Origin of the sequence: Reyranella massiliensis 521 (assembly GCF_000312425.1) — a bacterium.
Taxonomy (GTDB): Bacteria; Pseudomonadota; Alphaproteobacteria; order Reyranellales; family Reyranellaceae; genus Reyranella; species Reyranella massiliensis.
In genome coordinates this window covers 3,605,395-3,627,942 of the sequence record NZ_HE997181.1, presented here as the reverse complement: position 1 = coordinate 3,627,942, position 22,548 = coordinate 3,605,395, and the positions used below count along the sequence as shown (strand labels likewise).

The window sequence follows — 22,548 nt, the reverse complement described above, 5'->3', positions numbered from 1 at the left end:
CGTTGCGCGCTTCGCCGCTTCCTCCGCTCGTCCTCGCCTCCGCCTCGCCGCGCCGGCTCGACCTGTTGCGACAGGTCGGACGAGAGCCTGCCGAGATCGATCCCGCCGACATCGACGAGAGCCCGCTGGCCCGCGAACTGCCGCGCGCCTATGCGCTGCGCATGGCAACGGCCAAGCTCGCTGCCGTCGCGCCGCGCCATCGCCATGCCGTCGTCTTGGCGGCAGACAGCGTGGTCGTCTGCGGCCGGCGCATCCTGCCCAAGGCCGAGACGGTGGCGGAGGCGCGTACTTGCCTTGACCTGCTCTCGGGCCGTCGGCATCGCGTGCTGGGCGGACTTGCCGTCGCCAGTCCCGACGGCCGGGTGAGATCGCGGCTGGTTGAGACCGTGGTGCGCTTCAAGCGCCTGGAGGCCGCCGAGATCGATGCCTATCTCGAAAGCGGTGAATGGCAGGGCAAGGCCGGTGGCTATGCCATCCAGGGCCGCGCAGCTTCCTTCGTGGCCTTTCTTTCGGGTTCCTACAGCAACGTGGTGGGCCTGCCGTTGTTCGAGACTGAGCAGCTCCTGAAGGCCGCCGCATCGTGAGCGTGGTCGACCGCCTGATCTGCCATGTCCTGCCCAAGGCCTATCTGATGGCGCTGGTCGCCGATGGCCGGCTGGCCGAACTGCAGATCGTCCGCCGCGACAAGCCCTCGCGCGTCGAGAACGTCTTCCTCGGCCGGCTCGAACGGGTGATGCCTGATCTCGATGCCGCCTTCGTCGATATCGGCATTGGCCGCTCCGGCTTCCTGCGGGCTGAGGATCGTGCCGGCATCGACGGCTGGCCGCTGCCCGGCGCGCCGGTGCTCGTGCAGGTGCGTAACGATGGCGAAGGCGACAAGGGCCCGCGCCTGTCGATGAACATCGCCGTCACCGGCCGCTACCTCGTCTATCATCCCGTGGGGGCGGGGGTGAATTTCTCGCGACGCATCGAGGGCGAGTCCGAGCGCGACCGGCTGCGCGGACATGTCGAAGACCTGCTGGACGGCGGCATCGTGCTGCGCACCGCGGCTGCCGGCGCGGCTCCCGACGTGCTGAAGGCCGATGCAGCACGGCTTACGGAGCGCTGGGAAAGGATCCGCCGCCTGGCGCTGGACCTCGAACCGCCGGCCGACTTTTCCGCCCGCATGCCCAGCGAACGCGATCCCGTCGCCCGCATGTTGCGCGACCATGGCTCCACGCTCGAGGAGGTGATCCTCGACGACCGGGCCATGGCCCGCAGCCTGCAGGACGAAATGGACCGCCTGGGCGAGAAGATCCGCGTGCGCTGGCACAACGGCTCGATGCCCGCCTTCGAGATCGACGACGTCGCCGGGCAGATCGATACGGCGCTGGCCGACCGCATCGTGCTGGAGAGCGGCGTCGAGCTGCTCTTCGAGCCCGGCGAGACGCTGTGCGCCATCGACGTCGACAGCGCCGCCGCCGCCGGCCGGCAGGGCCGTGCGCCGCGCCGGCCGGTCGAGATCAACCTCGAGGCGGCGCCGACGATTGCCCAGCAGCTTCGCTTGCGGAATATCGCTGGCGCGGTGGTGATCGACTTCGTCAACATGCGAAGTGCCTACGATCGCGACAAGGTGCAGGCGAGCCTGGCGGAAGTCCTGGCCGAAGATCCGGTGCCGACCCAGATCTACGGCTTTACCCGCCTCGGCCACTTCGAGTTGACCCGCGCACGACGTGGTCCGACGCTGGCGGCTCAGCTCGAGGCGCTGGAGAAGAGTGATGACTGATCGTTCGGGCCCGCCGCTGCGCGCGGTGCGCATCGCCACCAAATGTCCCATCTGCGCGAAGCCTGCAGACGAGAAGTACCAGCCGTTCTGTACGAAGCGTTGCGCGGATATCGATCTCGGCCGCTGGCTCAAGGAAAGTTATCGCGTCGAGACGGAGGAGGGGCCCGGGGAAGAGGAGCCGGGCCGCGGAACGTCGGAGGAAGGTCTCGGTCGACCGTCTGGACAGCGGCGCTAACGCGTCCTATAAGCCCGCCGCCAGCGAAATGGCGCGCCCAGGTAGCTCAGTTGGTAGAGCATGCGACTGAAAATCGCAGTGTCGGTGGTTCGATTCCGCCCCTGGGCACCATTGCTTCAAATGCAAGCGGGCCAACGTTTTAGGCCTCTCTCGCGAGCAACTTCTTGGATCACCAAAACGCGTTTTTTCCAAGATTGATCGCAGGTTTTTTCCAAAATCTCGTTCTGTTCCTGTTCACTGGCGTTTGCTGAGGGCCTTGAACACGCGTGCCGCGCCTTTCCTTCGCGCGGCTTCAATCGTGTACGGCCGCGCGCTTGCCGGGTTCGTATGGCCGAGCGCGCCGGCGATATCGTTCTCGCTGAAGCCCATATCCGCAGCCTTCCTGCCGAGACTCTTGCGCAGGCCGTGGAAGGTGAGGCCGGGCCGGATCTTTCCTTCCTTCACCAGGGCGCGCTTCACGCGATCGAACGATGAGTCGAGCCCATCTTCGGTGTACTTCTTGCCGATGCGATTGAGCACGAGCGTGCCGTCTGGCTTGCGATTGTCGCGCTTGGCCGCTCGTCCCATCTGGAATTCATCAGGCTCGTTCAGGATCGCCGTCAGGCGCTTGGCCTCGAAGATGCTCAGCTCCGAGCCGTTCTTGTTGATCATGTCCATGTCGATCGTGCCGTCCCGGCGTGCGACCTTGGGCACCCGCACGACATCGGCCTTTCGCAGCCCGCCGTAGTAGGCGAGCGCCACGGCCTTGCGGAGGCCGCTGCCGCCGAACTTCAGCGAGCGGGTTGCCTTCATGAACGCCTCGACCTCGGCCGGCCGCCAGGACTTGTTCGCAACGCCCTTGTTCTTCGGCCGGCGGATCTTGGGGATGCCCTTGGCGGCGTTCACTGTGGTGATCCCGCGCGGCATGCCCCAGCCCAGCACCACCGACAGCACGGCCACGACCATGTTGGCCAGCCAGCGCCCCCGTGCATCGAACACCGCGTCGCGTGTCTTCAGCACCCAAGGCTGGTCGATGTTGGGAAGCGGCTTCGCATCGAAGGTGCGCAGCGCATCCATGGCGCGCAGGTAGCTCTTCTTGGTCGGCTCTTCGAGCTGCAGGTACTCCGGCGACGTCCTGTAGAGGGTGAACAGGCCGCCAAGGCTGCCGGGCTTGGGATCGGGCGGCAGGGCGCGCGCAGCAATCTCGGATTCGAGCCCTTTGACCTCCAGGAGAAACGCTTCCTGCTGGGTGTCGGGATCGGCCATGATCCGCTTGCCGGTAGCGCGATGGTAGCGATAGATCGCCCCGTTAGCGCGGACGAGCTTGATTCCGCCTATTTTTATGAAGGTCATTCCGTAGCCGATCCCAGTCGTCTTCCACCGGAGCCTGCGTGGGCCGGCCGAGGCGGTCAACGGGCAGGCCCCGTTTCCAGGCCTTGAGGTCGTCCAGGTCGTAGAATCGCTCCTGGCCGATGTAGCGGGGTGCGCAATAGGGCGACACCTCGCGGTCGAACCGCTCGTCGCCGATCTGGCCACACCAGCGCATGGCGTTGCGGCGCGTGAGTAGTCCACAGTCGCTCAACGAGATGATCTCTCGTGCCGCCATTACAGCGACCTCCGGTTTGGGCTAAAGCCGTCGTCATGACCCAGTCGCCGCAATCCGTTCCTACAGCCCGCCGTGACTTGAGCCAGCGCATCGAGCGTCTGCTTGATCTGCATCGGGCCGACCCCGTTCAGGGCCTTACCGGCTATCAGGTGGACAAGCTCCTCGATGCCATGGACCACCTTCAGGGCGGGCACTTCTCGGACTGCGAATGGATGGTGCTGAACGCCGAGCGCAGAGACCTGTTCGAGCCCCGGAATTACATGCGGCGCGGCGGCCCTATCGATGTCGGCACGCTGGCTGCGCGGCTCAAGCTGGTGCTTGCCAACGAAGGCTGAGGCCGCGAGCTGTGCCGGAGCAGAGGCCCTGCACAAAGGCAGCTCGGTAGCGGGCGCGGCTTCTCCTCGCCGACGTCCTGTGGCATCCATTTCGGCATGAGCACAGCGATCGAAACCGAGGGCCCGCCGCGCGAACTCCACGAACTCACGCGCCGGTTTGGAAGGTTTCTGAACGCCGTCGACGGCCATAAGCGCCCGCTGAACCGGCGCGAGAGCTTCCACCTTCAGAGCTTCCTTGGATGCCTGAAGGAAGGGCTGTGGGAGGAGGCCGACGCCTCTCTGAGGCGCGCAGAGCAGCTTGCGCCGATACCGGCCCGCTTTGCGGACCTGCCGTCCACGAACGACGTCATGGAGACGGCGGAACTGCGCGTGCAGCTCGCTCACATCATCGGCAGAGCGTAGAGCGACTCCCAAAGGTGCGCGCCCGCCAGATTTGTGAGTTGTGGGTGGGAAATCTGGCGGACGGCGGGGGTGGGTGCCCGCGCCGGAACGGCCTAAGCCGTCACGCGCAATGAAACGATAGGACTTCCGTTCGATGGCGAGCAATGCAAATTGCATCCGATACGAACCATAGCCGCGTTGCGACGCATAGCGGTGCGAAGCATTCGCATTCTTAACGGCGACGAAGGGAGCGGTGGCGCTGGTCATGGTGGGAGGGGGCGCCCGGTTGCCCGAGCGCCCGTGTCGCTAGTTCAGCTTCTGGAGCACGCGGAGCACTTCCCGCAGCTCATCAGCGTGGGTGACTCTGATTTCCGTCTGGTCCAGCAAGTAGGCGATCTTGCAAACAGCGTCGTCGACGGTCCGCGCCGGGGACGCCAGGAACGCGGTGCGCGCAGTATCGTAGGCGTCGCTGCAAGTCGCCATGTGCTTCTCGGCTTCCTGCTCGGCCTTGTCGTCGCCAGCCCGCATCGCAGCGTCGCAGGCTTTCGATGCATCAGCGATGTCTTTCCATCGATCCTGGCAAGCATTCCAAAGCTCGCGGACCGACTTGCTGGGGCCCGCTTTCGGCGGTCGACGATTGCTCAGGACCTGAGTAGAGACGAGTGTATCCGGCATGATGATCTCCAATGGGGTTGGTTGAGCGCGGATGTCCGAGCGCTCGACGTGATCAGCTCTTGTTGCGGAACTCTTCGAACAGCGACCGCAGTTCGTCGCCATCGACAGAACCGTCCCGGCGCTCTGCGGCTTTCATCAGCCACCAAGGACAGCCGGCAGGCTCAGTGCAGCCAGCAAATGTCTCGCCCCAGAAATCACCAGAACGCAGGTTGGCCGTATCCTGCAGCATGGAACGCGCTGCGGCGTGCTGTTCGCCGAGCGTGGCGTCCTCCGCTGCTGTCTCGAGCAGATACGCGCGGGCGCTCACACACGATGGCCCGGACGATCTTGCCGTCGAGGCAAAGTCCTCGAGGATGAAGAGCGCCGAGCACAATGCATCGGAGCGGGAACAGCGCCCACCGCCCTCCAACTCCCATGCTTCGCCGTCTGTGGTCCTGATAGCGACCTTGAGCAGTGAAATCGCGTAGACCGCATCGGCCACTGTGTAGTCGCCAACCACGGATGCCAGTGCCTTGGCGGACACGGGCATAGATTCCATTTCTCCTTCGTCGCCAAGCGTCGGCTTGATTGCCTGGAGAATGCGCTCCACCAGCTCAGTCGGATTGCTGAACTTCGGCATAGCCGAACGCTTCTTGGCGCAGCGCTTCGCCGGCGCGGGCTGAGAGGCGAGGGTTTCGGGCTGAATCAGTGTATCGGGCATGTGTAGCTCCAAATGGGGGGGTGAGCGTGGGCGACCGAGCGCCCGATGTGATCAGTTGGACTGTGGACGGGGAGTGCCGAACAGATTGCGCAGCTCGTCGTAGTCGACGTCACCGTCTTTCGGTTGTGCACGGTGAAGCCAACTCGGAACGCCAGATTTGGTCTCCAACCCGCCGAATGTCTCGCGACTAAATCGGCCACTGCTTTGTGTCATGGTGTCATTTCTGGTGCGCCGCAACGCGTCTACCGGGTGTGGTAGGGCCCAGGCATCATCTGCGGCCGCCTGCTCCAGCAGGTACAGGCGACCCGTGATACAGAGCGGGCCTGATGCCTCAGCCAGACAAGCGAACTCCTCCAACAGCCATGACACGTGGCACAGCGTATTGAACCGAGGGCATTCGTCTCCCTCGTCGGTCAGCGCAGGCCATACAGCCAAGGCCCCGTGGAAGAGCGGCAGGACCATAGCGGCGTCCGCAACGGTGTAGGTACCGATCAATGGAAGCAGGGCCTTCACCGCTTTTGGTTTTGAAACGATGTCTCCCTTGTCGTCGGTTGCCGACTGCACGGCGTCGACCATGCAATTCACGAGCTCCGTCGGGCTCATCGGGAACGGCTGCACCGAAGTCCCGCTGAAGTCGCCGCTGAAAAATGTATCGGGCATGGCGACTACTCCGTGCGGCCGAGGACTGCGCGAAGATCCTTGATCAGACCAAGGATGACGCAGTTCTTGATGGTGTCCTCGTGTTCAAGATCTTCGATCTCTGCCACGAGTTCGAGCTTGAGCAGAACGCCGAGTAGCGACGTCGCCGGCGCAGCAATGAACCTGTCCTGAGCAGCGTGGTAAGCGTCGATTTCGGGGCTTTCGTCGGCCGTATGCTCGGGAGCATTCACGGCAGCCTCCGCCGCACGATACTCGCGATAGCGCTGAGCGACGGGATCATCGCTCAGGTCAGCGAGCCCTGTCGGCGTCTTGCCGGAAAGCTGCGTGATCACCCCGGCGGCTTTGCGCATGGTTCCGAGGCGATCCTCGACGCCATTGAGGAGGACGTAGAGGCGATCTGACGCCGTCAGAAGGGACTTGTCTCCTCGCGCCTCGGCATGGACCGCGTGGCTGGAGATATCCTCCATGATCTCCCACACCATGCCGAAGACGGTGCTGGCCTGATGTGCATCGCGGTCGATCTCACCGGCCTTCCACCAGACTTCGCTTCGCAGATCGTCGGGGAGCGTCGCCGGCTGACGGCCGACTTTCCGGGCTGATCGCTTGCCCTTCCCGGCGGCCTTGGCGCACGGCGTGCCGCCGGCCGGCGTGATCGGCTGTGTCTGGCTGAACTGATCGGGTGTGAATGTGTCGGGCATTTGACTGATCCCCTCGGTTAAAAACTGGTTCGGCGGCAGCGTGGCGTTCAACGACGCTAGTGCGGTGGTAAGGCTGTCCGTGCCATCTCTCACTCCCGTCTTGATGAGAGGGATAATACCAATTGGTATTAATCAGTCAATACCAATAGGTATCTGCTTTAATGTTAGTTTCGCCCATGCGGTGGTGGCACGGGGAATTTCTGCCGCTATAGGTTGATCTGCAGGAGAGAGAAATGGCGAAGACACAAGGTTTGGTGATTATTGCACTTCTTGGCTTTGTGGCCTCTCCGTCCATGGCCCAGTCCAGCTACGGGAGCGGATCAGGCCGAAGCGGGGGATACCCGACCTACGGTACGGGCAGCAATCCGAGCAGCAATTCGGTAGGCGGCTATACTACGCGCGATGGAAACTACGTGAGCCCTCATCAACGGACGAATCCGAACGGCACGCAGTACGACAACTACGGCAGCCGCGGAAATACCAACCCCTACAGTGGGCAGACTGGCAAGAGATCGCCGAAATGGTAAGAGGGTGCTTCCTCTAGTCCCAATGCGAATCTTACCGCATGCGGTGGTGGCAATCTTTACTTGCGGTCCTATGGGTTGTGCCTAACGGTCTCGCGTTTCGTCGCGCGGCTGGGCCGATATCCCTATGAGGGGAAGTAGCGCAGTGCGGCTGGCGAAGTCCGGAATACTGGCGACATCTCTGGTAATAACGCTAAGCGGATGCGAGAAAATTGAAGATTGGTACTACGAAGGCACACAGATCGGAGTCGCGAGATGTATGGCCAAGGCCGCTACTCCCTTGGTAGGCGAGAAGCAGGCGCTACGCTTTTGCCTACTTAAGCATGAGCGGGAAATCCCTGCGAACAGCATCTCTGGTCGAGGCTTCTTCAATGCCTACTATTCCAACGGCGTCAATTTGGGCATTGGTTTCTATGCAGATATCGTGGGCGTTTCGTCAGCCTACATCGTTACAAGCTTTTCCTATGCGGTGAAGGCCAAGGGAGCAGAACAGGCGGCATTTTCCGGCGACAGTGGGTTGACGCTTCACATCGACGAAACGGTGCGCGTGTCTCTGCCCCCTTCGGCATTTGGCCGATCTCAGCCAAAGGTTGGAGACGACGTTGAGTGGCACATTGTGTCAGCTAAAGGGATCCGCCTCGTTGATCGCTGAGTCTTAAGCTACTCGCCGCTGTCCTGCGTTCTTCGATCGTGGGAATGCGGAGCTGTGGGCTCGGGAGGTCTCTGAGGCAGTGGCCCCGTTGTCGCGTGAAATGGAACTGAGCGCAGAAAGGGAGCTAGCGCCTGAGCGTGCAGGGAGAGGCGACTGATCTTTTGAGTTGCCGCTTCGAAGACGGCTCCAAGGTCTTTCCCGACCAACGGCACAGCCTTTGGATTGCCGCTGTCGTCAACGGGGATCATCTGAAGGCCATCCTCGCTCTTGTTCAAACCGAATTGAACGGCCACGTGAACAGCACTGTTTCGATCGTCGATGAGCCTTCCGATCTCGGTAAGGACCCACTCAATCTCCTCGCGCATGGGCTCGGTTTTGTCCTTGTAAACTTCCCGAGTAACGGCGCGGAGGCAGGATCGCTGCTGGGAATCGCTATAAATGGCGTGCCAAGCTGCCCATCCGCGATGGGGCGAATGTGTCGCTACCAGATAGGCGAACAATTGCCCGAGGTGCTCGTGCAGTCGCGCCCAAGCTACGACTAGTTGTCCAACGCTCTCGGCATGTTGAATGTACGCCTCATCCATCCAAGAGGGAGCGCCGAAGGTCCGATTTGAGGAATCTCTGTTTGCCATCACATGGCGCGCGGCTTCACCCACTCGATGTAGGCAAAGCTTTCGACGGGCTGATCCTGAAGAGCAGGGGTCAACGGATTGAGGCTGAGAAGGTGGAAGCGTCCCTTCTTCGTGCCCGGTAGGAGCTTTTTCACGTAGAGCGCGCCGGACGAGGTGTAAACGATCACCGGGCGAACGGGCAGCGCTTTGGCGCTGGCCGGTGGCGAACGACGATGGCGGAAAAATAGAATATCGCCGGGATCGAAATAGGGTCGCATTGAATCGCCCCGAACGACCGCAGCGCCCCCGGTCTCCCAGCCATATCCAGGCGGAGCGTCCGTCTCGTCGATGGGGCCATCCTCATTGATGATGTGTATTTCATCGCCGGCGCCGACATAGTGCCGAATCGGTGTCTGTTGGGACTTGCGCTCAGCAGGCGCGGGAAGGCGTTCGATTTTCCCCTTCTTAGGGCCTTTATTGAGCCGCAGCCAATCAAGGTTCACCTCCAAAGCCTGAGCAAGCTCTACAACAAAGCGAGGCATCACGTTGCCGCGGCTCTCGATGTGGTGGATCGCCACTTGCGTCGTCTTCTGTCGACGAAGTGCGGTCACCCGCGCGGCCAAGTCCTTCTGAGACCAGCCGCGGGCGACTCTCTCGTCTCTGACGCGATCTCCGAGGGTCATACCGAATGGTATTGCAAGGAAGAATACCATTGGGTATTGACGGTGGAATACCAATGGGTATTTACTGCACACCCATGAGTATCGACGCCCTTCATCGAGCAATCGATTCAGCCGGGAGCCAGCGAGCGCTGGCCGAGAAGATCGGCAAGAAGCAAGGCCAGATCGGCAACTGGATTCATCGAGACAAGAAAGTCCCCGCGGAGGTCTGCGCGGCCATCGAACAGGCGACCGACGGCAGGGTCACGCGCTACGAGCTGCGTCCTGACGTGTTCGGGGAGACGCCCCCCAAGCACGGGAAGGCCGCATGAGGTGCGTACTCGCGATCCTTCTTTTCGTTGCCGCATGTTTTTGGACGATCAGCAGCGCGGTCCAGATTTGGCGCTTCATTGGAGGCTGCCAATGAGCACCCCTTCAGATCGTCTCGTACCCGAGGTCACGGAAGAGTTCATTGATTGCCTCAACGAGAATTTCCGCTACTGGACCCCGGAGGAGATTGAGGCTGATCTGAAGGAATACCGGACGTGGAAGGCGGCTCAATCTGCGGCTCAGACGGCGGCCGAAACAAGCCATTCCGCAGAACCTCAATACGCATTCGGGCGTGCCGCAGCGCTTCCCCGTGGAGAGCGGGCCACCCCTGGGTCGCAGTCTTCTCCAAAGAAGAAAGGGCATGGTCGCAAATGTTGACGACACCTTGCTCGCCGATTGCGCCCTTCTGCAACAGCACGGTGAAGAGTCTGTGGAGCAAGTGGGTTGCCGCAATTCCTTCGCCTGCCGCGACGATCAGCATGTTCCGTTCGTCTTCAGTCAACCCTGCCTCCATCGGTTGTGTCGCAATGCCGATGATGGCGGCGCGGGGCCGGGGCGTCGAGCTTCGGTCCCCGCGTGCCCTACGGCGTACGCCGCAAGCACCAATTGGCAATGGCTCACTGCGGCTCCCGCCTGAGACCCTCCCAACCCTCGATCTGACCGGCCAAGATCTCTCGAGCGATCTCGAAGGCCGGGTGAGGGAAGGTGCCTGCCGCGAGCAGTTCGAGAGAACTGAGGGCGCCCATGACGATGCGCTTGGTGTCCTTGCTCTTCAGGATGCCCCGACGTTCCATGACAAGCAGGGCCTCGATGACGAGGAGCCATCCGCAGATGCCCACTGCGGAGTCGATGGCGACCCGATCCCCGTCAGTGCTCTTCTTCCGCTTCGGCACGGCTTCTCCTCCCCAATAATGGAACTGGCGGCCGGCCGGCCTCCGACGACCGACCGCCAGCTTTCACGATGGCCTCAGTGGCGAGGGAGCCTGACCATTCGTGAACCTGATGATTTCTTGATCGGACGCCCCTCCCTCCCCAGTCCGATCAAAGGCAGCGGCCTCAACCCCAACGGCCGCTGCCGCCCTTCGCTGTTCGATCATGTCCGCTACCACACGACGCACGATCGAGCCGATCTGTTCGAAGCCTTCGGTGTCTCTCCTGGGATGTCGGTTCCTGTTCACGGGACCGAACATAGGAGCAGGCATGTCCAAGAGGTTGGACCAGGAGTCCAAGCACGTGGAATCTAGCGCGCAAATCCCCGAGCTGATGTTTCGGGCCTGCCCGCCCGAACGCCACGACAACAGAAAGTCGTGGATCTCCCGCGTTGCGCGGACCCTTTCGTGGAAACACCGACGGGTGAAGGCGCTGTTCTATTGCGAAGCTCGCGTCGTGACCGCCGACGAATGGCGGACCCTCAACCAGCGCCTGGACGCGCTCAAGGCCGCAGAACGACGGCACGAGGAACAAGCTCATGAACTACGCGAGGCTTATCGAATGGCGCGGGAAGACCGCGCTGTGGCTGGCGGAAGTGCTGTCGCGCTGGTCCACGAGCCTGAGAGCGACAGCGACGCGTGACCTGCCGCAAGCGGTGCGGCCGGACGATCTCCTGAACCGCGGTGGCGCGGCGCGAAAGGACTGACGATGCAGTACTTCGATCCGAGTGAGCAGGGCGAACCCAGCAAGTGCAATGCAGTCGCACCGAGGCCTCTGCCTAAGAAGCGCGAGATCGTGAGTTCCGAGCGGTCCGGCCAATGGGAACCCCTCGGCGCCGTGACCCGCCGGATCATGGAGCGCTTGCTCGCAGATCAGGACGGTGCGCCGCATGGATAAGCGCTTTTTATATGGAGATTTCGTGCACTTGAAAGAGCGCTGCCGCCAGTGTTGGCATCGGCTTCTCGAACCGACGTTGTGCGAACGCCTCGTTGTCCCCAGCTTTCGGGTTATCCTGACACGCCCACCGAATTCGCGATGGCGTGTCGATGGTCATTCGCATTTATGGAGTTGTGGAGCGTCACACTTCCCAACCGAACGCTGTCTTCCCTTATGGCGGAGGCGAGGTGTCCGTAAGGCCCTCGGCCTGCAATCGGTTTCAGGTGTGAACCTCCGCCGCCAGACCTCGGTCCCGAGCTTGGCGGTTTCCGTGTCCCTCCGACGGAAAGAACAAGAAAATGCAGCGCTTTGATGCAAGCGAGTATGGCGTACCGGGCGAAATCATCGAGGTCGTAATCCGCTTCAAGGTAAAGAAGCCGGAGATTCCGAGCACCGATCGGCAGCTCGACCAATGGCAGCCGTTGGGCTCTGTGGTTCGCCGCGTCGTCGCCCGCTTGGGTGAACGGGACGGAGACGCCAATGGCTAGAATCCGCTCTATCCATCCTGGCTTCTTCACCGACGAAGCGATGGTGACGCTGTCGCCCCAGGCACAGGTCTTCCTTATGGGCATCTGGACCGAATGCGACGATCAAGGCGTATTCGAGTGGAAGCCGATCACCCTCAAAATGCGCCTGCTGCCCGCGGCCAACGTCGATACAGGGGCGCTGCTTTCCGAGCTTGAGGCGGCTAATGCCATCAAGAAGGTGGAAGTCGGCGGCGTTCACTACGGCTTGGTTCGGAACTTCAGGAAGTATCAGCGCCCCAAGAAGCCGAACTCGGTCCATCCTATGTCGGATGAGTTCCGAACTTACGTTGGTTTAAAGAAGCCGAGTGGGGAACCGGAACCAGATGAAGGGGGCGATGGTTCCGAACTTTCCACGCAGATGGAGGGGAGAGAAGGAGGAGGGAAGGAGGAAATCGAAGCTAACGCTTCGAATCTAGGCGACGAGCCGCCCGATCAGTCACCCGAATTGGCGGCATTTCAGTGCTGGAACGCCGCTGCAAAGCGTAATCCACGCTGGCCTGAAGCGACAAAACTGACGGATCAACGACGATCCGCCCTGAAAGCTCGACTGCGGGAAAGCGGCGGTCTGGAGGGTTTCCAAGCCGTGGTGGGCAAGGCAGAGGCTTCGCGCTTCATCCGGGACGAGATGACCTCGTGGACGCTGGACTGGTTCATCAAATCCGCGAACTTCACGAAGGTCCGGGAGGGCAACTACGACGATGATCGGCGAAGCATTGGGGCAAGAGCGCCTGCTCCGCGCGCTGACGGGTGGAGTGCCCAGCCGTGATGTTGGCCGATGCAATCGACGCCATTGGGCCGCTGTCGCCCGAGATGCTGGCTATGCTGGAGGCCCGCGGCTTCGACGCCGAGGCGTTCCTGAAGCTGAACCTGGGCGTCGGTGAATCGAAGCAGCGTGCGGGCACACTCGCCATTCCGTTCCATGACGGCCGGAACATCGTGAGCGTCAAGTTTCGGGGCGTGAGTGTCGGGGCTGGCGGGTTCGGACAGGCAACGCAGGTCGGACCGGGCGGGATCTTCTACAACCTGAACAGCCTGCGCGATCCCGAGCTGGTGAACGAGCCGCTGATCGTGGCCGAGGGCGAGCCGGGGTGCTGGGCGGCTTTGCTGGCGGGCTTTTCGCGCTCCATCGGCATCCCCATCGCCTCGGCCGACGGCCGGCGGCAGCCCTATGTCGAGCAGAGCGAGCCGCTTTGGAAGGACATCGGGGAGATCATCCTCTGCACCTACGACGACGATGCTGGAAACGCCCTGCGCGAGGATATCGCTGCAGCGTTCGGTAAGAGCCGCTGCAAGTGGGTGCGCTATCCCAAGGGCTGCTCTGATCTGCCTGGGGCCCTGCGAGAGTATGGCGTCCGCGGCGTCCAGGAGGCGATCCGGCGGGCGCAGTGGCTTGCCGTGCCGGACATCTATGCCATGGCCGAACTCCCGGAGCCGCCTTCCAACCCAGCCGTCGGCACGGGCATTGTGGGGCTGGACGATCACTTCCGCCTGCGTCGTGGTGACCTGACGATCGTCACGGGCATTCCGGGGCACGGCAAGACATCGTTCGTCAACGAAGCGGTCTGCCGCCTGGCGCAGCGTCATGGTTGGCGGGCGATCTTCGGTTCGTTCGAGCAGCGGCCGGTTCCCGATCATCGGCGCGCACTGCGCACCTTCCATGCCCAGAAGCTCGAGAAGATGATGTCGCCGGCCGAGCGCGAGGCAGCCGATGCCTTCATTCACAAACACTTCCGCTTTCTCGTGCCGGACGACGATACGGACGCCAACCTGGAATGGCTTCTGGAGACGATGGCGGCGGCGGTTCATCGCTTCGACCCGCACGTGATCATCATCGACCCCTGGAACGAGCTTGAGCACGTTCGCCCGAAGGAGATGACGCAGATCGAGTACACAGGCTGGGCAATCAAGGCGCTGAAGCGCTTTGCCAAGAGCAAGCGGGTCCACATCATTGTCGTGGCACACCCGGCCAAAATGATGCGCAACAAACAGGACGGCAAATACCCGTGTCCGACGCTCTACGACATTGCCGACTCAGCCCACTGGTACAACAAGCCTGACCTCGGCGTCGTGATCTGGCGCGAGGGCGCCGATCCCAGCCTGCCCACCAGCATCATCGTGGCAAAGTCTCGGTACCACAGCGAGATAGGCCGGCCAGGGACTGTTAAGGGCCAATGGAACGAAAGCAATGGCCGCTACACGATCGTAGATGATGGAGCGATGACGTGAAGGTGGCGGCATGCTGATTTCACCTGCCGCCACCCGACTCGGTTATCTAAGCGGGAGCTTCAGGACCAACCTGAACCGCCAACCGCCGATCGAAAGCACGATCTTGGCTGTCACGGTTTTCCTTTCCAGTAGCCCAACAGGGCGGCTGCACACTGCAGCCATGAAGGAGGGCCCACGGTGCTGCCGCTCGAATTCCCTGTCAAATCGGAGGGACAGTTGAGGAAGGTTTGGACCGATGCCGACTCAGCCCTTTTGGAGCGTGCCTGCTCCTCAGGAAAGATGGATGATGGCTTCCCGGCTACGGATGGAAGGCTGGCGCGGGAGCTGGGGTGCTGCCGGCGTACGATCATCCGGCAGAGACAGGCGAGGCAGATAGGGGCGGTGGCTGGACCAAGCGGCGGTGGCAAGACGAGTGCGCTGCAGCGAGCATTATCTAGGGCGAGCGAATTTGTATCTGACGTATCTAGGTAGTCTAGTCGTTGGGTAGTTCGCGTTCGTTCACACATAGTATGGTTGCAGGGCAACGTACTACTCTACTGCGCAGATGACAGCACTTATCCCCCGTGCATACTTCGAGAGTGGGGGAGCTATGACCAAAAAGAACAAACTCTATTTTGGTGACAATCTCGAAGTTCTGCGTGACCACATCAAGGCTGAGACCGTCGATCTCGTCTATTTGGATCCGCCGTTCAACTCGAATGCCAGCTACAATGTGCTGTTCAAAGAGCGCGGTGGAGCCCCAACGCAGTCGCAAGCCGAAGCATTCTGCGATACCTGGACGTGGGGACCGTCGGCCGAGCGTGCATTCGACGACGTAATTGCAGCCAATGAAGATGTCTCGCTTGTGATGCGCGGACTGCGAAGCTGGCTTCGCGAGTCGGCGATAATGGCCTACATCACCATGATGGCTGCTCGGCTTATCGAGTTGCGTCGAGCACTCAAGCCGACTGGTTCGCTTTACCTACACTGCGATCCGACAGCGAGTCACTATCTCAAGCTTGTTCTGGATGCAGTTTTCGGTCCGAAGAACTTTCGTAGCGAGATCATATGGAAGCGTTCAAGTGCGCACAGTGACACAAAACAAGGTCGCAAGCTGCACGGACACATACACGATGTAATCCTCTTCTATACGAAGAGCGACGAGTGGACTTGGAACAATGTCTACACGCCGTACGATGAAGCGTATGTCGAACGTGACTATCGTCTCTTGGATGAGAATGGGCGGCGCTTTAGGCGAGGCGATTTGACGGCAGCCAAGCCAGGTGGTGACGTCGAGTACGATTGGCGAGTCAAGAAATTGCTGGGCGCGCGCGAGCGATGGGCCGCTGACACGGACGACGAATACCTCAGGCCTAGATCCGGCTGGGAATATAAGGCGGTTAGACCTTACAAGCGCCGCTTCTGGGCCTATTCAAAAGCGAACATGAAGCAGTTCGCGAAGGAAGGGCGACTGCGCCACACATTCGAAGGCATGCCCGAATACAAGCGTTACTTAGATGAGATGCCGGGTGTGCCGCTCCAAGACCTTTGGACGGATGTTACGCCTATAATAGCTGGAACACAGGAGCGGCTCGGCTACCCGACACAGAAGCCACTAGCGCTTCTGGAACGGATTATCTCGGCATCGTCGAATCCAGGCGATCTCATACTGGACCCATTCTGCGGATGCGGAACCACCATCCACGCCGCGCACAAAAGCGGGCGCCAATGGCTCGGGATTGATGTAACACACTACGCAGTCACACTTATTGAGCAGCGTCTCAAAGATCATGACAGGAGCGCAGCCTTTACGGTACATGGCCGTCCCGCATCCCTAGCGGATGCCAGGGCGTTGGCACAGCGTGACAAGCATCAATTCCAATGGTGGGCTGCCTGGTTTGTCGGGGCGCAAAGCTACCGTGAAGAAAAGCGCGGGCCGGACCGCGGTATCGATGGCAGCGCACTATTTGCAAACGGTCCATACGGTCACGGCCGCATCATCATTTCTGTCAAAGGTGGTGAAAATGTCGGCGTCGCAATGGTCCGTGAACTCCGTGCCGTGATCGAGCGTGAGGAGGCTGAGATGGGCATTCTGATCACGCTCGCGGAACCGACCCAGTCAATGATTGCAGAAGCGACCGCAGCCGGATTTGTTAAGAAGTCTGCACATGGTCGGCTTCCAAGACTGCAGATTGTGACGGCGGCCGATCTCTTTGCTGGACGTCTTCCGCATCTGCCACCATTGCCGGAGCCACTTACCGGGGTGAGGCCGCGGGCCGCGACGCGTCGCAAACACGATCCTAAGCAGCTTCAACTTTTGCTTTCTTTTACGGGCAACAGAACGCTGAAGAACAAGGAAGGGTTTGTTGATCCGAGGTATATGCAGTTCGGAAGTTAGCTTGCTATGGCTGTCATGGGTGTGCTGATGGCGGCTGCGGCGTTTCTCTTGGCCGCTATTGCTAGTCCCGCGATTGCCCAGTGCGCTACCGACGACGACATCAAGAAGCAGATGATCCAAGAGTCGATCGCGGGCTATCGCGGAGCGTGCCCGTGCCCCGATTTTCGGAAGAGCAACGGCGCCCGATGTGGTGGGAGCAGTGCATATAGCCGGGCCGGAGGGAAAGGGGTCCTTTGTTACCCAGCTGACATAACGCCAGCGATGTTGAATGCGTACCGGCAGCGGAAGGGAATCTAAGAGCAATTTCTGCTCCCAAGGATTCAATACGTTACTCTTGTCGCTGGCTTCTCGCTTGAACTGAGGCAGCGTCTTGAGGCGTGCCGTCATCGAGAGGGCCGCCTTTCCGTCGTAGCTCGGCGAGAACGTTCTGGTACTTGGCAACGGCATCCTGAGCGTCACGGGGCTGGAGGCTCGCTGCAAGGACGGCCGCTACGTTGCATTGGATCTCGTGGAACTTCTCCGGAAACACTTCGACACCTCCCAGATTCATTTTCCGGAATGTTTGCAGGGTGGGAAGTTTCCGTCGAGCGTTGCGCCGTAGCAGCGGCCGCAGAGAGGAATCCAAGCGAGCAGTGGGCGGATGAGGCGCGGGGGTACATGGCCATGGCTGCGCAACGGCTCGGAATTGGCGCCTTGGAGATCGACAGTCGAAAGGAAAGTAACGACAAGGCATCGAAGCGAGCTGCTAACACATTGAGCAGCTGGAGAATTGACGCGCAATGAAGGCTTGCACTCGCTGCGCCAATTCCCTCAATAGGAAGTGAGCTTCTGTTTGGCTGATCTTGAGGTACTGTTGTGGCTTCGCATCCAGTTGATGTTCTCGTCGGCAACCGCATCAGGCAGCGCCGCGCTCTGCTGGGGATGAGTCAGACGGCTCTAGGCAAGGCGGTCGGTCTCACGTTCCAGCAGATTCAGAAGTACGAGCGCGGTGCCAATCGGGCGAGCGCCAGCAAGCTGTACGAGTTTGCGACCGTTCTGGATGTGCCGGTCTCCTTCTTCTTCGAAAGCGCGGTTGAAGCTGAAACAACTTCGAAGCGCGGGCGTCGAATGGAAACGATCGACGAAGGAGTCTCCACCAAGCGGGAGACCCTGGAGCTGGTCCGCGCGTTCTACAAGATTCGCAAGGCCAACGTCCGGCGCGAGATCCTCGATCTGATCAAAGCTGTTGGGTGATTGGACTCGTGCTCAATTCAGCATTTGGCGCAGTGCTTTGGCTGCGGGCGCCGCGATAGAGAGTGCCGCCAAGTATGCAGAAATGCAGCTATTGTGACGGAGAAGCGCTTCCTAGATGCGTCTAGTGATGCGCCGAGACACAGAACGCAGCAGGCGTGGCTCCTCTAATGCACTTCAGTGGGTTGGCACTGGAGCGCTCGTAGGCTGGATGGCTGCTTCCTCCTTCGCGTACGAGCATCGGTCTTACGGGCTGGATCTGAATCCGTATGTCGTCATGGCCTTCGGCCTGTTTGGCGGCGCCGGCGTTGCGTGGATGTTCTGGCTCCGTGAGAGGGACCGCTCGTAGGTCCACCAAGTCACACCTTGAAACCCCAAGTCACTCCTTCCCCTAAATAGCCGGAGCTTCCAATTCTCCGGCGAGGGCTGATGACTAGGAGGAAGACGCGACGGGCTGGGACGTCTGCAGACAACGATAGCTTCTGCAGGCTCTGCAAGTTCGGTCCGCGCGACGGTGTTGCCTTGTTCAACACGCCAGGCAATGGCGGCTGGGCATGCGCGAAGCATCTCAAGTTTGTCAGCCGCAAGCCGATCGATGCGCGAGGGCAGGCGACCATCGATGCCCTGGCGGGCGGAGCGATCCGGTGAGCGACCGCTACGGCGGGCGTCCGATCCGGTCCTCCCTCGATCGCCACATTGGGACCAGCGCGACGTCACCGGAGGTCATCGAGGCCTTGGTGCGCCAGGCACGGCAGGTCGGCGTCATCGTGTTCCTGAAAGCGGAGCTCGACGAGATGCCGGACATCGCGCGGCACTTCATCGAAGGCGAACACAATAGGATCTGCGAGAAGCAGCGGTAATCCGACGGTCCCCTCCGTCGATGGGAGCAAGCAGTGGCAAAAGCCAAGAAGTCCAAGAAGATCAGGAAGCGCTTCGGTCGTGACGCCCTCGATTGGCAGGAAGCGCACAGTCCGACGGTCGAGATCGCCGTCGACGATCCCGAGGCCACCCGGAAGACCAGGCGGAACCTTACCAGGGTGCGCCAGTCCGAAGCGTGGCGGCACAACCGTCTCACGGGGATGCAGCGGGAAGCCGAGAAGGAGATGGAGTTCGCCTGGCGCCAGCGCACCGCCGGGCTCGGCGCAGCGATGTCGAACTATGGGTTCAAGCGAGGTGGTGGCCGGCCGGATAACGCCAGCATCGACGCGTCCTGGGGTGAATGGGTGGGACTCCAACGTCGGCGTCGCCGCGCTCTATGCGTCCGGCGGAACGGCGGTCAACGACCGCATCGCCCTTGGCCGCGACCGCGTGAAGATCGCGATCGCGCAGGGTGGCAACGCGAAGTCCGGCGCATTCCACATCGTGGTCGCCGACTGATCCGGGTGGGCGGCCGAAAGGTCGCCCAATCATTCATCTCCGCTCAATCGAAAGGCCCGGCAATGAACCGACCCGATGTCGATACTTGGTACGTCCTTGCCGACGGCACCAAGGCGCACCCCGCCGATGTCTCTGCCGACGAGGCTGGGGTCCTCAAGCACAGCAGCGGTGTGCCGGTGGCGCTGCGCGAGAATGGCCTGCCGCTCAGCAGCTTACGCGCGACCAGATCACGGAACTGCGGGAAACTTGGAACCTGCAAACTCAGGGTGAGAACGCCGGTGGCACGCCCATCCTGGCATGGGGACTGAAGGCAAAGGCCGTCACCGGTGACGCCAAGGACAACGAACTCGCGGCCCTGCTGAAGATCTCGCAGGAGGAAGTGGCGCTCGCGTTCCAGATGCCGCTCCAGGTCCTCGGCCTCGGTGGCACGCCCTTTGCCTCGACCGAAGCTCTGATGTCGTCGTGGAAGTCGCGCGGTCTCGGATTCGCGCTGAACCACATCGAGGAAGCCTTCGGCTTGCTGTTCGGTCTCGGGGGTGTCCCGGACGAGTATCTCGAATTCAACACGAACGCCCTCATGCGCAGCTCGTTCAAGGAGCGCATCGAGGCGCTTGCTGCCGGCGTCATCGGCGGCATCCTGAGCTCCGATGAAGCCCGGAACGAAGAAGACCTGCCGGTGGTGCCGGGCGGTCACGGCGCAATGCCGCGGGTACAGCAGCAGGTTGTCCCGCTGAGCTACGGCTCGAGCCTGCAGCCGCCGGATCCGAATGCGAAGCCGGCAGTCACGGCACCCCAGACCCCCACGGATGAGGACGAAGATGACGACAGCGAGCGAAACGTCGTCGCCGTCTCGGCCCGCGATCTCCTCGCCACCGCGGACGAAATCGACCGCCGTGCCGTTGCCTGACGCCCTGCGCGAAGCCCTCGGCCAGGTCATCGCCGACCAGCGCCGGGAATGGCGTCGGGAGCGCGAGGTCATCGAGGCGCAGAGCCGGCAGCTGCAGGCCGACGCCCAGCGGACGATCGCCGAGCTGCGGGCCCAGATCGTGGAGTTGCAGGCCGAGTTGCGCGCCAAGGTCGATGCACGATTGGCGGAACTCAGGGACGGCACGCCGGGGGAGCGTGGTGAGCCAGGTCCTGTGGGCCCTCAGGGTGAGATGGGTCCCGCGGGCCCGCAGGGTGAGCGTGGGCTGCGGGGTGAGCAAGGCGAAGCCGGCCCGCAAGGTGAACGGGGCGAGCAGGGTCCACAGGGCGTGGCTGGTGACCGTGGTCCAGCCGGCGAGGCTGGCCCTCAAGGCGAACGCGGCGGGGTCGGCCCCGCCGGGCCTCAGGGCGAGCGAGGCGAGATCGGCCCCCAAGGCGAAAGAGGTGATGTTGGCCCGGCCGGGATTCAGGGACCAGTTGGCGAGCGCGGCGAGCAGGGACCAGCTGGCGAGCGCGGCGTCGAAGGTGCGCCCGGAAAGCTGCCGCCCGTCGGCTCTTGGGAAGATCACGTCCACCGCGAGGCAGACGTCGTCACTCATGCCGGTGCCGTGTATCAGGCCCTGCGAGACACCGGGAAGGCGCCGCCACATGACGACTGGCGCTGCATCGTGCCGGCCGCCCTTGATGGCCGCTCGATCAATCTGCGCTCGACCTGGTCGGCCGACGAGACCTATGCCCGACTCGATGTCGTGACCCTCGACGGCGGCGCCTTCGTGGCACGGCGTGATGATCCCGGTCCATGTCCGGGTGAGGGCTGGATGTTGCTGGTAATGCGCGGCAAGGCGGGCAAGCCGGGAATCCCGGGTCCTCGAGGAGAGCGTGGCGCTCGCGGCGAGCCCGGGCCGGCCGTGACAGGAATCGCTATCGACGAAACCGGCATGGTCACGCTGAGCAATGCCGACGGCAGCGCAGTCGAGCACGACTTCGCGCCGGTTCTCTCCAGGTTGATGCGGTAGCCATGGCTGCATATCCAATCCACGGCGGCCGATTGGGTCGAAAAGCTGCTGGACGGGTTGGGGCAGGGCAAGCTCGCCGTCGAGGATTTCGGCAAGGCCGGCATCGCGATCGCCAAGCGCATGGTGGCCGAGTTCCTGGCGCTGGCGCTTATCCGACCCATGATGGGGTCGCTTGTTTCCAGCATGAGTTCCCTTGGCCTGGTCAGCCCGTCGACGGCCTCCAGCCTCGGCTATGGTTCGGCGGCGACAGGCGCCGGCGGTGGCCTGGGCGGCATTGGTGGCGGTAGCGGCCTGTCGTCGTTCGGCAGCATGGGCAACAGCTCCATGTTCGGCTTCCTCAATCGGCCGATCTTCAACAGCGGCTACGGCGCCTACAACACGGCATCAGATGTCGCCTCTTTGACCAACACTGCGATGCCTCAGGGCATGTCGCCCAGCGGCATGGGCTTCCTGGGTGGCACAACGTGGGGCCAGGGCCTCGGCGCGCTGGGCGGCATCGGCATGGGCGCTTTCCAGCTCGCCAATGCCAAGGGCAACACCGGCAAGACCATCGGCGGCATCGCCTCGATGGTCGGCGGCGCGGTCTCGCTGATTCCCGGTATCGGTCAGATCGCCGGTCCCGTGATCGGCCTGCTCGGCGGGCTGTTCGGCGGCCTGTTCGGTGGCGAGGAGTACAAGTGGGACCCCATGGCCGGCGCCAACACGCGCTTCACCCCGGGGGTGAAGAAGCCCACGATTCACAGCACCGAGATCAATGGCGGCGAGTCCATCGGTGGCCGCTACGCCCGCACCTGGGGGGTCATCGACGAACTGCTGCGGGCAACCGGCGGCACCATCGATCCGGCGCGCGCCTGGTCCGGCGACATCTGGAACAACCAGCGCGACGGCTATTCCTCGGTCGCGCTGATCGGGCCGAACGGCGAGAGCCGCTTCCTGGCCGGCGGCGAGGGCGACCGCTCGCAGGATCTCGACACCCTGATCGCGTCGGTGTTCTCGGCAATCCGCTGGAGCCCTGGCCGTTCAATGCGGGGGCGTCGCCGCTGGAGCTCGCCGCGCATCGCGGCAAAGCCTACCTGCTGGTGGCGGAGCCGCTGGATGTCGAGCGCGGCATCGAGCTCGGCATCTTCGGGCCGCTGGGCGAGATGCCGTTCCCCGAAGGTGGCAACTGGGGCTGGCGCGGTCTGCGGTCGACGCT

General features: G+C 62.2%; 27 protein-coding genes, 1 tRNA gene and 1 pseudogene. 21 read left to right on the top strand and 8 right to left on the bottom strand.

The features are described from left to right. Positions 1–2: 2 nt before the first annotated feature. The 4 genes from BN60_RS17700 to BN60_RS17685 all read left to right on the top strand — a co-directional run bounded on the left by BN60_RS17700 (position 3) and on the right by BN60_RS17685 (position 2,111). Positions 3–584, top strand: a complete 582-nt coding sequence (locus BN60_RS17700) for a Maf family protein (RefSeq protein WP_020697454.1) — start codon at positions 3–5, stop codon at positions 582–584. Further along, complete coding sequence (locus BN60_RS17695) at positions 581–1,765, top strand: ribonuclease E/G (RefSeq protein WP_020697453.1); 1,185 nt, start codon at positions 581–583, stop codon at positions 1,763–1,765. The genes BN60_RS17700 and BN60_RS17695 overlap by 4 nt, the downstream gene beginning before the upstream one ends. Next, positions 1,758–2,000: a DNA gyrase inhibitor YacG gene (locus BN60_RS17690; RefSeq protein ID WP_020697452.1), complete on the top strand. Its 243-nt coding sequence runs from the start codon at positions 1,758–1,760 to the stop codon at positions 1,998–2,000. Before BN60_RS17695 ends, BN60_RS17690 begins: the two co-directional genes overlap by 8 nt. A 35-nt stretch (positions 2,001–2,035) precedes the next feature. Then, positions 2,036–2,111 (top strand) — tRNA-Phe (locus BN60_RS17685). 123 nt (positions 2,112–2,234) lie between these two features. Here BN60_RS17685 and BN60_RS17680 read toward each other — a convergent pair. Together BN60_RS17680 and BN60_RS30505 are read right to left on the bottom strand one after the other, a co-directional pair. Then, entirely contained in the window at positions 2,235–3,332 is a 1,098-nt protein-coding gene (locus tag BN60_RS17680; protein WP_083856168.1) for a tyrosine-type recombinase/integrase, read from the bottom strand. Then, positions 3,289–3,585: a hypothetical protein gene (locus BN60_RS30505; RefSeq protein WP_020697450.1), complete on the bottom strand. Its 297-nt coding sequence runs from the start codon at positions 3,583–3,585 to the stop codon at positions 3,289–3,291. The genes BN60_RS17680 and BN60_RS30505 overlap by 44 nt, the downstream gene beginning before the upstream one ends. Before the next feature lie 35 nt (positions 3,586–3,620). Here BN60_RS30505 and BN60_RS17670 point away from each other — a divergent pair, with 35 nt between their 5' ends. Further along, the gene (locus BN60_RS17670) at positions 3,621–3,920 is read left to right on the top strand and encodes a hypothetical protein (protein WP_148283466.1); all 300 of its coding nucleotides are present in this window, start codon (positions 3,621–3,623) and stop codon (positions 3,918–3,920) included. 96 nt (positions 3,921–4,016) lie between these two features. Then, positions 4,017–4,322, top strand: coding sequence for a hypothetical protein (locus BN60_RS17665; protein WP_020697448.1), 306 nt, complete (start codon positions 4,017–4,019; stop codon positions 4,320–4,322). Between the two features lie 285 nt (positions 4,323–4,607). Here BN60_RS17665 and BN60_RS17660 read toward each other — a convergent pair whose 3' ends face one another. Genes BN60_RS17660 through BN60_RS17645 form a run of 4 tightly spaced genes read right to left on the bottom strand, consistent with a single transcriptional unit; the run spans position 4,608 to position 7,034 of the window. Next, on the bottom strand, positions 4,608–4,976 hold the full coding sequence (locus tag BN60_RS17660; RefSeq protein ID WP_020697447.1) for a hypothetical protein: 369 nt from the start codon (positions 4,974–4,976) through the stop codon (positions 4,608–4,610). A gap of 52 nt (positions 4,977–5,028) precedes the next feature. Continuing rightward, the gene (locus BN60_RS17655) at positions 5,029–5,676 is read right to left on the bottom strand and encodes a hypothetical protein (protein ID WP_020697446.1); all 648 of its coding nucleotides are present in this window, start codon (positions 5,674–5,676) and stop codon (positions 5,029–5,031) included. A 51-nt stretch (positions 5,677–5,727) separates the two neighbouring features. Continuing rightward, complete coding sequence (locus BN60_RS17650) at positions 5,728–6,336, bottom strand: hypothetical protein (RefSeq protein ID WP_020697445.1); 609 nt, start codon at positions 6,334–6,336, stop codon at positions 5,728–5,730. 5 nt (positions 6,337–6,341) lie between these two features. Further along, positions 6,342–7,034 (bottom strand): hypothetical protein, encoded by a 693-nt coding sequence (locus BN60_RS17645; protein WP_020697444.1) that lies wholly within the window; start codon positions 7,032–7,034, stop codon positions 6,342–6,344. 783 nt (positions 7,035–7,817) lie between these two features. Here BN60_RS17645 and BN60_RS17640 point away from each other — a divergent pair. Both BN60_RS17640 and BN60_RS17635 read left to right on the top strand, forming a co-directional pair. Beyond that, positions 7,818–8,210, top strand: coding sequence for a hypothetical protein (locus tag BN60_RS17640; RefSeq protein ID WP_020697443.1), 393 nt, complete (start codon positions 7,818–7,820; stop codon positions 8,208–8,210). 137 nt (positions 8,211–8,347) lie between these two features. Continuing rightward, the gene (locus BN60_RS17635) at positions 8,348–8,752 is read left to right on the top strand and encodes a hypothetical protein (protein ID WP_020697442.1); all 405 of its coding nucleotides are present in this window, start codon (positions 8,348–8,350) and stop codon (positions 8,750–8,752) included. Positions 8,753–8,841: 89 nt separating this feature from the next. Here the strand turns inward: BN60_RS17635 and BN60_RS17630 are convergent, their stop codons facing one another. Next, a complete protein-coding gene (locus BN60_RS17630) occupies positions 8,842–9,504 on the bottom strand; it encodes a S24 family peptidase (protein ID WP_020697441.1) in 663 nt (220 codons plus the stop codon). Between the two features lie 29 nt (positions 9,505–9,533). Here BN60_RS17630 and BN60_RS17625 point away from each other — a divergent pair, with 29 nt between their 5' ends. Beyond that, on the top strand, positions 9,534–9,812 hold the full coding sequence (locus tag BN60_RS17625; protein WP_215905916.1) for a transcriptional regulator: 279 nt from the start codon (positions 9,534–9,536) through the stop codon (positions 9,810–9,812). A gap of 91 nt (positions 9,813–9,903) precedes the next feature. After that, the gene (locus BN60_RS30500) at positions 9,904–10,188 is read left to right on the top strand and encodes a hypothetical protein (protein WP_148283464.1); all 285 of its coding nucleotides are present in this window, start codon (positions 9,904–9,906) and stop codon (positions 10,186–10,188) included. A gap of 239 nt (positions 10,189–10,427) precedes the next feature. Here BN60_RS30500 and BN60_RS17620 read toward each other — a convergent pair whose 3' ends face one another. Next, positions 10,428–10,703: a hypothetical protein gene (locus BN60_RS17620; RefSeq protein WP_020697439.1), complete on the bottom strand. Its 276-nt coding sequence runs from the start codon at positions 10,701–10,703 to the stop codon at positions 10,428–10,430. Between the two features lie 307 nt (positions 10,704–11,010). Between BN60_RS17620 and BN60_RS17615 the strand changes: the two genes are divergently transcribed. The 11 genes and pseudogenes from BN60_RS17615 to BN60_RS17550 all read left to right on the top strand — a co-directional run. After that, complete coding sequence (locus BN60_RS17615) at positions 11,011–11,382, top strand: hypothetical protein (protein ID WP_020697438.1); 372 nt, start codon at positions 11,011–11,013, stop codon at positions 11,380–11,382. 593 nt (positions 11,383–11,975) lie between these two features. Beyond that, positions 11,976–12,164, top strand: a complete 189-nt coding sequence (locus BN60_RS17605) for a hypothetical protein (RefSeq protein WP_020697436.1) — start codon at positions 11,976–11,978, stop codon at positions 12,162–12,164. Continuing rightward, positions 12,157–12,969, top strand: a complete 813-nt coding sequence (locus tag BN60_RS29100; protein WP_020697435.1) for a hypothetical protein — start codon at positions 12,157–12,159, stop codon at positions 12,967–12,969. The genes BN60_RS17605 and BN60_RS29100 overlap by 8 nt, the downstream gene beginning before the upstream one ends. Continuing rightward, entirely contained in the window at positions 12,969–14,429 is a 1,461-nt protein-coding gene (locus BN60_RS17595) for an RAD55 family ATPase (RefSeq protein ID WP_020697434.1), read from the top strand. The genes BN60_RS29100 and BN60_RS17595 overlap by 1 nt, the downstream gene beginning before the upstream one ends. A gap of 589 nt (positions 14,430–15,018) precedes the next feature. Then, complete coding sequence (locus BN60_RS17590) at positions 15,019–16,806, top strand: DNA methyltransferase (RefSeq protein WP_020697433.1); 1,788 nt, start codon at positions 15,019–15,021, stop codon at positions 16,804–16,806. A gap of 855 nt (positions 16,807–17,661) precedes the next feature. Then, entirely contained in the window at positions 17,662–18,039 is a 378-nt protein-coding gene (locus BN60_RS17570; protein ID WP_020697429.1) for a helix-turn-helix domain-containing protein, read from the top strand. 641 nt (positions 18,040–18,680) lie between these two features. After that, positions 18,681–18,896 carry a phospholipase D-like domain-containing protein gene (locus BN60_RS17565; protein WP_020697426.1) on the top strand — a complete coding sequence of 72 codons (216 nt, stop codon included), beginning with the start codon at positions 18,681–18,683 and terminating at the stop codon, positions 18,894–18,896. A gap of 33 nt (positions 18,897–18,929) precedes the next feature. Next, positions 18,930–19,721: a hypothetical protein gene (locus tag BN60_RS31490; protein WP_245539885.1), complete on the top strand. Its 792-nt coding sequence runs from the start codon at positions 18,930–18,932 to the stop codon at positions 19,719–19,721. Continuing rightward, positions 19,640–20,320, top strand: a complete 681-nt coding sequence (locus tag BN60_RS29890) for a phage portal protein (RefSeq protein WP_245539872.1) — start codon at positions 19,640–19,642, stop codon at positions 20,318–20,320. The genes BN60_RS31490 and BN60_RS29890 overlap by 82 nt, the downstream gene beginning before the upstream one ends. Beyond that, positions 20,307–21,353 carry a collagen-like protein gene (locus BN60_RS29095; RefSeq protein WP_051150151.1) on the top strand — a complete coding sequence of 349 codons (1,047 nt, stop codon included), beginning with the start codon at positions 20,307–20,309 and terminating at the stop codon, positions 21,351–21,353. The genes BN60_RS29890 and BN60_RS29095 overlap by 14 nt, the downstream gene beginning before the upstream one ends. A 57-nt stretch (positions 21,354–21,410) precedes the next feature. After that, positions 21,411–22,548, top strand: a pseudogene (locus BN60_RS17550) (hypothetical protein); the annotation flags it as partial.

Coding starts and splice junctions, on each gene's coding strand:
- BN60_RS17690 (WP_020697452.1), top strand. CDS start 1,758: ATGACTGATCGTTCGGGCCCGCCGCTGCGCGCGGTGCGCATCGCCACC.
- BN60_RS17680 (WP_083856168.1), bottom strand. CDS start 3,332: ATGACCTTCATAAAAATAGGCGGAATCAAGCTCGTCCGCGCTAACGGG.
- BN60_RS30505 (WP_020697450.1), bottom strand. CDS start 3,585: ATGGCGGCACGAGAGATCATCTCGTTGAGCGACTGTGGACTACTCACG.
- BN60_RS17670 (WP_148283466.1), top strand. CDS start 3,621: ATGACCCAGTCGCCGCAATCCGTTCCTACAGCCCGCCGTGACTTGAGC.
- BN60_RS17665 (WP_020697448.1), top strand. CDS start 4,017: ATGAGCACAGCGATCGAAACCGAGGGCCCGCCGCGCGAACTCCACGAA.
- BN60_RS17660 (WP_020697447.1), bottom strand. CDS start 4,976: ATGCCGGATACACTCGTCTCTACTCAGGTCCTGAGCAATCGTCGACCG.
- BN60_RS17655 (WP_020697446.1), bottom strand. CDS start 5,676: ATGCCCGATACACTGATTCAGCCCGAAACCCTCGCCTCTCAGCCCGCG.
- BN60_RS17650 (WP_020697445.1), bottom strand. CDS start 6,336: ATGCCCGATACATTTTTCAGCGGCGACTTCAGCGGGACTTCGGTGCAG.
- BN60_RS17645 (WP_020697444.1), bottom strand. CDS start 7,034: ATGCCCGACACATTCACACCCGATCAGTTCAGCCAGACACAGCCGATC.
- BN60_RS17640 (WP_020697443.1), top strand. CDS start 7,818: ATGGCCAAGGCCGCTACTCCCTTGGTAGGCGAGAAGCAGGCGCTACGC.
- BN60_RS17630 (WP_020697441.1), bottom strand. CDS start 9,504: ATGACCCTCGGAGATCGCGTCAGAGACGAGAGAGTCGCCCGCGGCTGG.
- BN60_RS30500 (WP_148283464.1), top strand. CDS start 9,904: ATGAGCACCCCTTCAGATCGTCTCGTACCCGAGGTCACGGAAGAGTTC.
- BN60_RS17615 (WP_020697438.1), top strand. CDS start 11,011: ATGTCCAAGAGGTTGGACCAGGAGTCCAAGCACGTGGAATCTAGCGCG.
- BN60_RS17605 (WP_020697436.1), top strand. CDS start 11,976: ATGCAGCGCTTTGATGCAAGCGAGTATGGCGTACCGGGCGAAATCATC.
- BN60_RS29100 (WP_020697435.1), top strand. CDS start 12,157: ATGGCTAGAATCCGCTCTATCCATCCTGGCTTCTTCACCGACGAAGCG.
- BN60_RS17595 (WP_020697434.1), top strand. CDS start 12,969: ATGTTGGCCGATGCAATCGACGCCATTGGGCCGCTGTCGCCCGAGATG.
- BN60_RS17590 (WP_020697433.1), top strand. CDS start 15,019: ATGACCAAAAAGAACAAACTCTATTTTGGTGACAATCTCGAAGTTCTG.